Origin of the sequence: Zoogloea sp. LCSB751 (assembly GCF_002028455.1) — a bacterium.
GTDB lineage: Bacteria > Pseudomonadota > Gammaproteobacteria > Burkholderiales > Rhodocyclaceae > Zoogloea.
This window is the reverse complement of record NZ_MWUM01000001.1, coordinates 1-12,146: the sequence shown is the minus strand read 5'-3', so window position 1 is coordinate 12,146 and position 12,146 is coordinate 1. Positions and strand designations below refer to the sequence as shown.

Here is a 12,146-nt window from a genome sequence, read left to right as displayed (position 1 = left end):
CTGCACATCCGGCCATGAGCGATCCGATCGACATCATCCGTGCGGTGGTCCGCGACGAGCTGCGCAGCCTGCGCCTCGGCGAGCTGGCGGTGGTGACCAGCGTCTTCCCCCACACGGGGGAGGACGACGGCAACAACCACGAATGCACGGTCCAGCTGCGCGAAGGCGGCCTCGAACTGCGCAAGGTCCCCATCGCCACGCCCCACGTCGGCATGGTCAGCCCGCCGCAGGTCGGCGACCTGGTGCTGCTCAGCTACGTCGGCGGCGACCCGAACCGGGCCGTCGTCATCGGCCGTCTGTATTCCGAGAAGATCAATCCACCGCTGCACAAAGAGAAGGAATGGCACGCCTTCGCCACCGCCGACGGCGTCAGCAGCTTCGCGATCGATGCCGACGAATCCTGCATCGTCACGGCCGGCAAGACCGTCGTGACGGTGAAGAAGGACGGCAACATCGAAGTGGAGGGCGAAGCCGACCTGGTCATCGAGGTGAAGGGCAAGGTCACCATCAAATGTACCGACTTCACCCTCGACGCATCCGGCAACGTGGACCTGGGCAAGAACGGCGCCGGCGTGATCACCGAGCAATCCCACAAGTGCTACTACACCGGCAAGGCCCTGGTGCCCTCCGGCACTGTCAAGGCCAAGGGCTGAAGCGAGGAGACCCGACCATGCCTGCCCCGACGCCCGCCCAGATCGAATCCCCGGCCAACGGCTTCCTCAAGGCCGCCGGCCTGCTGGGGGAAGACATCCCCGGCCTCGCCACCGCCATCGCCAACACCACCGGCCAGGCGCTGACGATGTTCCTGGCCCAGGCCATGGTGATGCCCGGCATCCCGGTGGCGGCCGACCCGATCACCGGCAGCGGCGCCACCGCCGGCCCGGGCAAGCTGATGCCACCGCCGGCCGGCGGACCCGGCGCATCTCAGCTGGAAGGACTGGCCAGCGCCCAATGCCAAGGGCAAGGACTGCGTGGCGAGGACGCGGACGGACTGGCCAAGACCATCGCCGGCACCGTCGCCCAGGCCATCAACCTTTTCTGCACCCAGAGCATGGCGATGCCCGGCATCGCCGTGGCCGGTTTCGTCAGCGCCGCGCCAGGCATGCTCCAGCCGGTGCCGCTGCAGTCCCCGCTGGAAGGCTTCGCCAACGGCCTGCTCAGCCAGAACGGCCTGCGCGGCGAAGACGCCCCCAAGCTGGCCCAGGCCCTCGCCCAGAGCGTGGACCTGGCCCTCACCCTGTTCGCGTCCCAGGTCCTGGTCTCGCCCGGGATTCCCTGCCCGCCCGGCACCAGCGCCGGCCCCGGGCGACTGATGTAAAGGAGGCCACGACGATGGCGACCGCCCCCGACCTGTTCGGCACCGATCTGCGCCTGGTCTTCTCCCGTGGAGAAGCCGGCGTCGACCTGGCCCTCGGCCTGCAGGACCTGGAAACCGTCAGCGGCCTCGAGAACCTGGTCCAGGCCCTGACCCTGCGCCTGCTGGTAGATCGCGGCGAGCTGGCCGGCCTCGCCCACCCGCGCTACGGCAGCCGCATCCGCGACCTGATCGGCGAGCCCCTCGACCGCCCCAACCTCGAACTGCTGCGCCGCTACGTGCGCCAGGAACTGCTGCGCGACCCGCGCGTCGAGGAAGTGCTGCAGGTCGCCGTCACCCCCCATGACGCCCGCCGCGATGGCGTCGACGTGGTCGCCCGGGTGCGTGCCATCGGCGGCCAGGAAGCCGGCGTGGAGGTACGCATCGATGCCGCTTGACCGGGTCTTCATCAAGAAGGACTTCGCCGGCGTGGTGGACGCCCTGCTGGCCGACATCGGCTCGGGCATGGGCGGCCGCGTGGCCCTCACCGACGCCAACGAAGGCAGCGTGGTGCGCACCCTCGCCGAGGCCTTCGCCCGCGAGCTCGCGGTCTGCTACGAACAGCTCGACGCGGTGTACCGCAACGCCTACCTGGAGAGCGCCGCCGGACCGGCCCTCGACAACGTCGTCGCCCTGCTCGGCATCGAACGTCAGTGCGGCGGCCACCTGGAGGGCACGGCCCTATTCGGCCGCGGCCAGCCGGCCCCGGAGGACATCCATATCCCCCTCGGCACCCTGGTCGCCGGACGCGACGTGCCCCTCTTTGCAACCACCGCCAACGCGGTGCTCGGCAAAGGCGAACGCCAGCTGATGGTCGGTGTCCGCGCGGTCGAGCCCGGCGGCAACACAGTCAAAGCCAACACCCTCGCCACGCTGCCGCGGCCGATCGCCGGCATCGACACGGTCGGCAATCCCGGCGATCTGGTCCTCCGCCAGCGGGAAGAAACCGACGAGGAGCTGCGGGCCCGCGCCCGCCGGCTGGTGCAATCCTCCAACACCGGCACCGTCTCGGCACTGGAGCAGGCCGCCCGCAGCCTGGGCATCCAGGAAGTGCAGGTCATGGAAAATCCCGGTGGCCGCCCCGGCGAGGTGGAAGTGATCCTCGGCGACAAAGACATTCCCGCCGATCTGCTCGAAGAGGTGCGCAACCGCCTGGAAGACGTGCGCCCGGCCGGCATCGTGCTGCGCTGTGGGCCAGCCACCCCGGTGTTCGTGCAGATCACGGCAACGCTGACCCTCAACGCCGAACTTCCCGAAAAAGAACAGAAGGACATCGAGAAGCGGCTCGTCACCACCCTCACCGACTACTTCAGCAGGCTGAAGGTTGGCGAGGCGGTGCGCGAAGCCAAGGTCCGCTCCCTGCTGCTCGGCCACGACGCGGTGGTCGGCTGCGGCCGGACCGGCCAGCGCCCGCTGCTGGAACCCTTCGTGTGGCAAGACGGCAATGGTCTCCAGTCGGTGGCCTACCGCGCCCTGCTCGGCAATGGCGACGTGCTGGCCAGCCCCGGAGAACGCATCGGCCTGTACCCCGAAGCGCTGCCGCTGCGCCTGAGCATCGAGCCGCCCAAGCTCAATCTATGGGTGGATGCAAACCTGACCCTCGTTGCCGGCACGCCGGTCAACGGACTGCAGGCGCGCGTCACCAACGCCCTCAAGGACACCTTCGACAAGGCCGCCCATCAGGCGGGTGAAGATGCGCCAGCCGAGATCGCCTACGCCGCCCTGCACGACGCGGTCGCCGCGGTTACCGGCGAGAGCGCCATCGCGCGCCTGCGCATCACCGTCATCCACGAACGCGACGGACTCGCCGAAGAACTCGACGACGCCAGCGGACGAGCCCATGTGGCCGCACGGGAACAGCCCATGCCGCGGACCATCACCCTGCGCGCGGAGACGGGCGATGTCTGACCCGCGCCGGCGCCGCGAACGCCTGCAGCAGTTGCTGCCGCGCATCTACGCGGCGCAGCCCGGCAACAGTGCGGTGGGCGCCGTCATCGGCGGTCTGGCCGCCAGCCTGGCCCACCTCGACGATGCCCTGACCCGCGTCCAGTACGACCGCTGGGTCGGCCTGGCCAGTGCCCAGCGGCGCGATGCGGACGACACCAGCGCGGTGGAGCAACTCGGTCAACTACTGCAGGTCGGCCGCCTGCCTCCCCGTCTCAACCATGCCGGCTACGACAGGCCCGCCCCCGACCGGCTGGACATCCGCTTCGACCATAGCGCACCGCTGGACGAGGCCCTGACCGAGCTCATCGGCGAAGGCTGGCGGCGCACGCGCAACGGACGTCCGCCTCTCGACCCGGCAGAAGCCCTCGGCGCCCTCTTCCCAGGCCTGAGCTTCACCCTGGGCGGCGACGATCACAGCCTGAGCGTCATCGCCAGCACCCCCGCAGCGCCGGAAGACCTGGCACGCTTCCAGGCGGTGCTCGATCCCGAGCCGGGCGAGACCTACCGCCAGCGCCTGCTGGTCACCGCCCGCGTGCGCACCGGCGGCCTGGCCACCCCACGGGCGCTGCTGTCCCTGGCGATCGCCGACCTGGGTGCCGAGCCCTGCCCACGCCTGCAACGCCGGCAGGACAGCACCCTGGCCTTCGGCATGCCGCCGGGCACCCGCAAGCGCTGCAGTGCTTGCGACGGCAAAGCTCGAACCCCTTGCCCCAACCAGGCCAGAGCCGTCGTCGAAGCCTGGCTCACCGAGAACCCCAGCCTGCCGGCCAGCCACACGGAAAGCGCGCCGCGCCTGCGCCGTCCGTTTGCCATCGACAATACGAGCCTGCACCCGGACCGTCCGGTGGTGAGCCTCAAGATCACCGGGCAACCAGCCGCCTACCCGGCCATCCGCAGCGTCGACAGCGGCGAGATCACCCTCTACGCAGGCACCGTCAAACCGGACGAAACCCTGGTGCTCTTTCCTGCCGTCACGCCCGCCGAGGCCGCCCCCTTCGACGGCTTCGACGCCCCCGGCCACCACGCCTGGCTGAGCGCCCACCCGGCCGGGCAGGCACTGCTGATCGGGCCGGACGGCTCCGAAAAAGACGTCAGCAATTCCATCTTCTACCTGTGGGGCAACCGCTTCGACGATCCCCAGTCGGCCCTCGGCGCCATGCGTTGCGGCGTGCTCGACCAGCGGGTGCTCACCCCCCGGCTGCAGCACGGCAGCAACCAGTGGATGCTGCTGACCTTCGCCCAGCCCGACGCCGAATTCGCCGACGCCAGCACCACCGTCCATACCTCGCGCTTCGCCGGGCACGACGATGTGGGCGGCACCAGCTTCGCGCTGCTCGACGGTTCCATCAGCCACAGCGATTCCCGCTACGCGTCCGTCCTGTTCGAATCCTTCAGCAAGACCGACACCGGCAGCATCAGCGAGGAGACCACCGCCAACGCGCCGCGCCTGTCCCTTCGCCTCGACTGGATGTCGCGGCCACCGGCCAGCTACCGCCTGCGGATTCCCAAGACGGACTGGGTCGCCGCAGCCGCAGCCCGCGGCGTCCTCAAGCTGCTGCGCAGCGACGTCACCCGCGCCACCGCCGCCGGCGTGCGGGCGATGGTGGATTTTCCTGAGCCGCCCCGCCGCGAAGCCGTGCAGCCCGGCGATGCGCTGGCTGCCATCACCACCGGCCAGCAATGGACCGAAGACGCCGCCCCCGCCGACGGCGGACTACACACCGGCCTGGACCTGGGCTCACAGGAGCGGCACGAGCCCGGCGAAGGACGCTTTTCGATGCGGGTGGTATTCGACACTACCCGCCTGGACTGGAGCCACGCGGGATAAATCGCCCCGAGGAGTTGAAGAAGATGCCCATGAAGGAATGCCACGGCCTCGCCGGCCGCCTCTCGATCGAACTGCGCGACGCCAGCGGCCGCGTCGTAGAGCGGCGCCGGGTGGACAACCTGATCACCAACGCCGGCCGCAATCTGCTCGCCCGCCTGTTTGCCGGCGCCGCCCAGGGGCCCGAACTGCGCATCGCCGTCGGCGGCCAGGGCGGCGAAGTGAGCCTCGACGACACCGCCCTCGGCGACCCGCTCGACTCCGCCCCGGCCAGCATCCCGAGCATCGCGCCGGCCGACCACGACGGGCAGCCGCGCATCACCGCCCGGGTCACCGCCACGCTGCCGGCCTCCGGCAGCGCCGACCCGCAGGCCCTGCAGGAAGCCGGCATCCTGATCAGCCTGCCAGGGGCCGAGCCGGTGCTCTACAACCGCGTGACCTTCCCGCTCATCAACCGGGCAGGCAACCTCGAAATGACGCTGACCTGGGAGGTGATCTTCTGATGGCCGACACACCCGACCCCTATCTCCGCAAGGATCCCGGCGACATCATGCTCGCCGCCGACTGGAACGAGATGCAGGTGCGGGCCCGCACCGAACTGCGCGCCCACGACCACACCGGCAACGCTGCCCGCCAGATTCCCCGCGACGGCATCCAGGACAAGGCCATCGACGCCAGCAAGATCGATCCGGACATCAGACTCAACCTGAAGGAGCTCACCGTCAGCGGCCCTCTGAAGGTGACCGGCACCAGCCAGCTCGCCGACATCCGTGCTGCCCTGGCCAGCTTCTCCGGCGCCCGCCTGACCACCGCCGGCGACCTCGGCATCGGCACCGACAGCCCCGAAAACGCCGAAGGCTGGAACCGCGTCGCTGACGTGGTCGGCGCCCAGCACGCCAAGCTGTCGGTCCGCGCCGGCGACATCGACAGCCGGCTGATGAGCCACACCGGCGGCTTTTTCGGCGCCGAGCCCGGCATGATCGTCGGCACCAGGAGCGCCCACCCCGTCAGCCTGGTGTCTGCCGGCGCGCTGCGCCTGCAGGTGCACTCGGCGAAGGCTGGCGACGGCTCCGAGACACCGGTCGTGGACTTCTTTCCGGCAAACAATCCGCTGCGCTTGTCGTCATCCTGGACCGGCAAGTACGACAGCACGACGAACGGCGCCGAGATCTGCAACGACACCGTGGTCAACAAGACCCTGATGCTGGTCGGCAACAGCAGCGCCGGCCTCGGCCGCCGCGTCTCCGTGTGGGACCGGCTGGACGTCAATGGCAACACCTTCTCCTGCGGCCTCGACGTCAGCAATCAGGTGGCCCAGCACATGAATAACGACGGCACCTTCTACCGCTGGCAGGGGCAGGTGTACCTCAACGTGGACGACAACCTGTACGTCCGCGACAGCACCCGCGGCATCCGCATGCACTTCGACACCATCAATGGCGTGTTCACGACCGACGTGCTGCGCCTCGGCGACAAGTGGCGCCTGTCCGGCACCGGCGACCATGAGGCCAACGACGACTGGCTGCGACTCAAGAACGTGGCCAACAATGCCTACTGGGGTGGTTTCGCAGCATCCAAGATGTGGACCATGCAGGGCCAGTACCAGCAGTCTGACCAACGCCTGAAATGCAACATCCACGAGATCGCTGAGGCCCTGCCGCGACTGAGCCAGCTGCGCGGCGTCAGTTTCAACTGGAAGAGCGACACCTCGCGGGAGGTGCTCGGCCTGCTCGCCCAGGACGTCGAAGCGGTTCTACCTCAGGCGGTCAGCGAAGGTCCCGAGGGCTGGAAGGGTATCGACACCTCGGCGGTGGTGGCCCTGCTGGTGCAGGCCGTCAAGGAACAGCAGGCCATGATCGAGGCCCTGCGCAACGCCCTGCCGCAGCGCCACTGACGGAGTCCCCCATGGCCGAACGCCCCGATCCTTACGTCAAGCGCAGCGCCGGCGACATCATCCGCGCCGACGACTGGAACGAAGCCCAGGTACTCGCCCGCGAGGCCCTGGCCGAGCACGATCATGGCACCGGCAACGGCGCCCCCATCCCGCGGGAAGGCATCCGCGAAAAGGCCATCGACGGCAGCCGCATCGACCCGGCCGCCAGCGTCACCGTCCAGACTCTGGAAGTGCGCGGCAGCCTCAAGCTGAGCACCCACGACCTGGCAACCCAGATCAACGACATCCTCACCAGCATCGGCAACACGCTCGGCCGCAGCGGTGGCGCCATCAAGGGCAGCCTGTCCATCAGCGATCGCCTGACGATAGGCAGCGAGCGCCCGCCGAGCAGCCGCCTGCAACTGGGCAACCTGACTGCCATCGATGCCGGCGGGCGCAGCGAAGCGTGGTCCAACCTGGGCTCCAACGCCTACTACGACGGCGCCTGGAAGCGCATCGACACGGCCAAGGCCGGCGTCAACCTGCACATGAACCCGGACGCCGACGGACAGGAATTCCGCTTTCTGCGCGTCGAGGCCGATGGCAACAACCTGCGCAACATCGCCACCCTCGGCAGCAAGGTGTGCGCCATCACCGAGGCCAGCGTCGGGATCGGCACCGGCGCGCCGGCCGCCCGCCTGGACGTTCGGGGCGCCATCCACGCCGGCGGCTCCGACCTCTACTTCACCGAAACCAAGCACCGCCACACCGGCTTCGGCAACAATGTCGGCTACGCTGCACTCGAGAACGACGGCGGCGACTACAACGCACTGATGATCCTCGGCCGGTCCACCGGCGGGCCGCTCGGGCGGGTCGTGAAGATCTGGGACAACGTGTTCATCGCCGGCAACCTGGGCACCCACGGCTTCTCGCCGACCCCCAAGACGCCGGGCTGGGGCGGCGGCATCCACACCTACGACATCGAGGCCGAGGCCACCATCTGGGCGCGCAACAACGTGCAGACCGGCAACCGCGACCTCGCCGAGAACTTCGATACCGCCGAAGAACTGGAGGCCGGCGACGTGGTCAGCCTCGATCCGGATGGCAGCGGCATGCTGCGCTGCCGCCGCGGCCAGGACCCGCTGGTCCTCGGCGTAGTGTCGTCGCAGCCCGGCCTGCTACTGGGAGCCGACCCGGCCCGCCGCATTCCGCGCCCCGGCGAATACCCGGTCGCCCTGTCCGGCCGAGTGCCCTGCAAGGTCAGCGGCGAGAACGGACCGATCCGTCGCGGCGACCTGCTGACCAGCGCCAGCCTGCCCGGCCACGCCATGCGCGCCGACGCGGCCCCCGTCGGCACCACCATCGGCAAGGCCCTCGACGCCTTCGACGGCGAACAGGGCCTCATCGACATCTTCGTCTTCCTCCGCTGACTTACTACTGCCAACTCACCACCGCAGACCATCATGAAAAACCATCTCGAAGCCCGCCTGCACGAACTCCGTGACGAATACGAGGCCGGCACGCAGGTCTTGAGCGACCTGCAGAAGAAGCAGGACGAACTGCGCAGCACCCTGCTGCGCATCAGCGGCGCCATCCAGGTGCTGGAAGAAGTACTTGCCGCCGAAGTCGCCGCCGATCCGGGCAGCGATGCCAGCGGCCCACGCCTGGTCGCCAACTGAACGCCGGCCGTCGATGGACGCATCGGTGACGCTCCTCGGCCCCGACGGCCAGCCGGCCAAGGGACGGCAATTCACGGCCGCCAACGGTATCGAGCTGTCTGTCGGCGTGCCTCCCGGCCGCCGCCTGACCAGTGCACGCCTGCGGCTGGCCGCGGCCGACGGCAGTGTCCAGACCGTTCAGCCCGCCTTGCAGAGCGACGCCGGCGACAAGACACCGGATGGCAACGCCACCGTCACCTTGCGCTGGGCCACGGCGGACTGGGGCGAGGAGCGGGCCATCGTCGGCCTCACCGTCGTCGCCGATGGCCCCCCACCCCGGAATGGCCTGCGGGCACGGCTGTTCAACCGCGGCAGCTGGTTGCCGGTCATGCCCCTCGACACCCTGCCCACCGGCAGCCAGCAGCGCTTTCCACCCCAGAGCGCCAGCCGCCTGAATGCCGAGATGCTGGTTGAAGGCAAAGTCGGCGACACCGCCACCGGCGTCCTCGTCCCCGGCCCACTGGCGATCAAGCAGTTCAGCATCCACCTGAGCCAGCAGCCCTGCGGCCTGACAGCGGCCATTGCCGACGAAGCCCCCTTCTTCACACCCGACGGCCCCCTGCCGCTCACCCCTACCGAAGTGAGCGGCCTGGTCCGGGCCCTCAACCGCTACCGCAACGACCACCCTCAGGCCTCCAGCCTGCCGCTGCGAATCCGTTGCGCCGGCCAGCAGGCATTCATCGTGTCCGATTTCGAAGCCGAACTTGAAGCCCTGCCGCCGCCACCGACACCGCCCGGTCCGCCGGTCGGCCCGCCGGATGCGCCGCGCCCCGGAGAGCTGGCCTGGCTGCCCGAGGGGGCGGCCAGCACGGGCCTGGCCCGTCTGTGCGATGGGCGCCATACCGCGGCCGTCGTGCTGGCCCCCGTGGATAGCGGAGAACTGTCCAGCGTTGCCCTCCGCCTGCGCGCCCTCGGCCCACGCAACCGGGGGCAATTGAGCATCCACCTGGCAAACGGCGCCCACCCCCAGGACACGGCCTTGCTGAGCATGGATTTTGAGCTGGTCACGACCGAACCGGCGGCGGCCGCCCCTGTCTGGCTGACTGCGCGCCTCCCCACGCCGCAGCCCCTCGCCGGCCGGACGTGGTGGCTGGTGTGCCGGATGAGCGAAGGCGCAGTGCTGTGGTACGCCGATCCCGACCGCCCGCCGCGGGTGACGGACAGCCGTCATCAGAGCGCAGGCGGCCCCTGGCTGCCGCTCGAGGCGCCGGGCGATTCCCCCTGGCTGCAACTGCGGGTCGGGGTGCTCGACACCCCCGCCGCCTGAGGACGATCCGATGCTGGGAGCCTTGGAAAACCTTCTTCTGCCCGCGTTGCGGGAAGCCTTGGGCGCCGCCCAGGACCTGCAGGGTGGCCCGGCCGTCGCCCCTGCCCAGGGCGACAGCCGCGTCGCCATCCACGCCACCCGGCTGCGCCGGGCCCGCAGCGCACCGGACGACGACGGATCGCTGCCGACCCGCGACCCGGCCAGCCTGGGCTGGCAGGGAACGCTGACGAGCCATGCCGCGCACCCGCTGGATTTCCCGCTGCCGGCCGAGGCCATCGGCGAACTGATGGAGGTACAGAGCCCGCCGGGCCGGATCCTGGCCGCCGGCGACGCCTACCTGCTGGACGGCCGCACGCTGCGCTTCTTCCGCGCCCCGCCGGGCAAGCTCATCGCCCGCACCCGCGGCACACGCAGTGCCGGTTACCGGGAGCGCAGCGAAGGACGCATCGATCTGGAGCTGCAGGTGTGGGCGAAGGACGCAGAAGTCATCGATACCCTGCTGGCGAAAGGTCTGCAGGCGGTGCTGGCCACCTTCGAAGCGCTCAACGTGATCGACCTGACGGGCGTGCCGCCGAGCTTCGGCTTGCGCCTGACCCGCCCCCGCCTCGGCCTGGCGGCCATCGAGCGCCGCTTCGACCCGGCCGCGCCGGGCTGGTTGCTGGGCGTGGCCCGCTGCAGACTGCGCGGGGAACTGGAACTGGAACTGGCGCTGGGTGCGCCGGAAGAAGAAGGACGGATCGCCGAGGTGGCGATCCAGCTGCACACGCCCTCGAAATCAGGCTGAGGGCGGGTACAGGCAGCGGCCCCCGGTGCGGAGCCGCCATGGAACGGTGCTCAGGACAGCAGCAGGCGATCGAGCTCAGCGACGATGCGCTCGGCGGCCTTGCCGTCCCACAGCAGCGGACGGCGCCCCTGCTTGCCGTGGCCGGCCAGCACCCTGGCCGCTTCTTCCAGGATGCGCACCGGATCCGTACCGACCAGCACGTTGCTGCCTTCATCGATGGTCACCGGGCGCTCTGTGTTCTCGCGCAGGGTCAGGCAGGGCACGCCCAGCGCGGTGGTTTCCTCCTGCAGGCCGCCGCTGTCGGTCATGATCAGCGCCGCGTCCTTCCACAGGTTGAGGAACTCCATGTAGGACTGGGGCTTGGTGAGCACCACGTTGGGCCCCAGGTCGAGACCGAACTTTTCCAGGTTGCCACGGGTCCGCGGATGTACCGGAAAGATCAGCGGCAGATCGACGGCGATCTGCTTCAGCGCACCGGCGATGCCGCGCAGGTTGGCCTCGTCATCCACGTTGGACGGGCGGTGCAGGGTCACCACGCCATAGCGGGGGTACTGGGCCTTCAGCGCCTGGGTTTCGAGGCCGCTCTTGTCGGACGCATCGAGCTTATCGCGCTGGAACAGCAGGTTGTCCACCATCACATGGCCGACATGGAAGACTGCCGCCGGGTCCTTGCCTTCCCTCAACAGGTTGTCGACACCCGCCGGCTCGGTACAGAAGAACCAGTCGGAAATGCTGTCGGTGACGAGGCGGTTGATCTCCTCCGGCATGCGCATGTCGCCGCTGCGCAGGCCGGCCTCCACGTGAGCCACCGGGATGTCGAGCTTCTTGGCGTCGATGGAGCAGGCCAGCGTGGAATTGACGTCGCCGACCACCAGCACGCAATCGGGACGCGCCTGCTGGCAGATCTCCTCGAAGGCCACCATGATCTTGGCGGTCTGGGTGGCATGGCTGCCGCCGCCGGCTTCCAGGTGATAGTCGGGCTTGGGAATCCCCAGCTCGTCGAAGAACACGTCGCTCATCTCCCGGTCGTAGTGCTGACCGGTGTGGACGATCTTGAACTCGAAGCGGTCAGCCCGGGCCTGCAGGGCCCGCACGATCGGCGCGATCTTCATGAAGTTGGGACGCGCGCCGGCGACGAGGTAGATCAGCGAACGGGACATACGGGACTCCACGGACATAAGATGACAAGGGCACATTATCGCCCGCGCCCGGCGGGGCTAACAAAGAAATAGTTGTCAGGCGGACAGCGGGTCCGCCCGATGCGCCAAGGCGGCGGCGAGTCTCAGTCGAAGGTCTCGCATTCCGCCAGCGCCTTGCCGGCCTGATCCTTGGCCGACAGCAGCGGCGGGCCGTCCAGCTCGTGCAGCGGCCACGCGAC

12 protein-coding genes are annotated in these 12,146 nt (G+C 69.4%); 11 read left to right on the top strand and 1 reads right to left on the bottom strand.

Features of this window, described 5'->3' with window-relative positions; genetic code table 11:
- The first annotated feature begins 14 nt into the window (after positions 1-14).
- From B4920_RS00050 to B4920_RS00010, 11 genes are read left to right on the top strand one after another with little or no spacing between them, the layout of a single operon-like run.
- Positions 15-653 carry a phage baseplate assembly protein V gene (locus B4920_RS00050; RefSeq protein ID WP_079432565.1) on the top strand — a complete coding sequence of 213 codons (639 nt, stop codon included), beginning with the start codon at positions 15-17 and terminating at the stop codon, positions 651-653.
- A gap of 17 nt (positions 654-670) precedes the next feature.
- A complete protein-coding gene (locus B4920_RS00045; RefSeq protein ID WP_079432564.1) occupies positions 671-1,318 on the top strand; it encodes a hypothetical protein in 648 nt (215 codons plus the stop codon).
- 14 nt (positions 1,319-1,332) lie between these two features.
- Entirely contained in the window at positions 1,333-1,752 is a 420-nt protein-coding gene (locus B4920_RS00040; RefSeq protein WP_079432563.1) for a DUF2634 domain-containing protein, read from the top strand.
- A complete protein-coding gene (locus tag B4920_RS00035; protein WP_161493210.1) occupies positions 1,742-3,262 on the top strand; it encodes a baseplate J/gp47 family protein in 1,521 nt (506 codons plus the stop codon). Before B4920_RS00040 ends, B4920_RS00035 begins: the two co-directional genes overlap by 11 nt.
- Complete coding sequence (locus tag B4920_RS28590) at positions 3,255-5,129, top strand: hypothetical protein (RefSeq protein ID WP_139379388.1); 1,875 nt, start codon at positions 3,255-3,257, stop codon at positions 5,127-5,129. Before B4920_RS00035 ends, B4920_RS28590 begins: the two co-directional genes overlap by 8 nt.
- A gap of 23 nt (positions 5,130-5,152) precedes the next feature.
- Entirely contained in the window at positions 5,153-5,629 is a 477-nt protein-coding gene (locus B4920_RS28585; protein ID WP_139379387.1) for a hypothetical protein, read from the top strand.
- Positions 5,629-7,020: a tail fiber domain-containing protein gene (locus B4920_RS28580; protein ID WP_139379386.1), complete on the top strand. Its 1,392-nt coding sequence runs from the start codon at positions 5,629-5,631 to the stop codon at positions 7,018-7,020. The genes B4920_RS28585 and B4920_RS28580 overlap by 1 nt, the downstream gene beginning before the upstream one ends.
- A gap of 11 nt (positions 7,021-7,031) precedes the next feature.
- Positions 7,032-8,429, top strand: coding sequence for a hypothetical protein (locus B4920_RS00025; protein ID WP_079432561.1), 1,398 nt, complete (start codon positions 7,032-7,034; stop codon positions 8,427-8,429).
- A 33-nt stretch (positions 8,430-8,462) separates the two neighbouring features.
- The gene (locus tag B4920_RS00020) at positions 8,463-8,678 is read left to right on the top strand and encodes a hypothetical protein (protein WP_079432560.1); all 216 of its coding nucleotides are present in this window, start codon (positions 8,463-8,465) and stop codon (positions 8,676-8,678) included.
- A 25-nt stretch (positions 8,679-8,703) separates the two neighbouring features.
- Positions 8,704-9,984, top strand: coding sequence for a hypothetical protein (locus tag B4920_RS00015; protein ID WP_139379385.1), 1,281 nt, complete (start codon positions 8,704-8,706; stop codon positions 9,982-9,984).
- Between the two features lie 10 nt (positions 9,985-9,994).
- On the top strand, positions 9,995-10,768 hold the full coding sequence (locus B4920_RS00010) for a hypothetical protein (RefSeq protein ID WP_079432558.1): 774 nt from the start codon (positions 9,995-9,997) through the stop codon (positions 10,766-10,768).
- A 50-nt stretch (positions 10,769-10,818) separates the two neighbouring features.
- Here B4920_RS00010 and wecB read toward each other — a convergent pair whose 3' ends face one another.
- Positions 10,819-11,928 carry a non-hydrolyzing UDP-N-acetylglucosamine 2-epimerase gene (wecB, locus tag B4920_RS00005; RefSeq protein ID WP_079432557.1) on the bottom strand — a complete coding sequence of 370 codons (1,110 nt, stop codon included), beginning with the start codon at positions 11,926-11,928 and terminating at the stop codon, positions 10,819-10,821.
- Positions 11,929-12,146 lie beyond the last annotated feature (218 nt).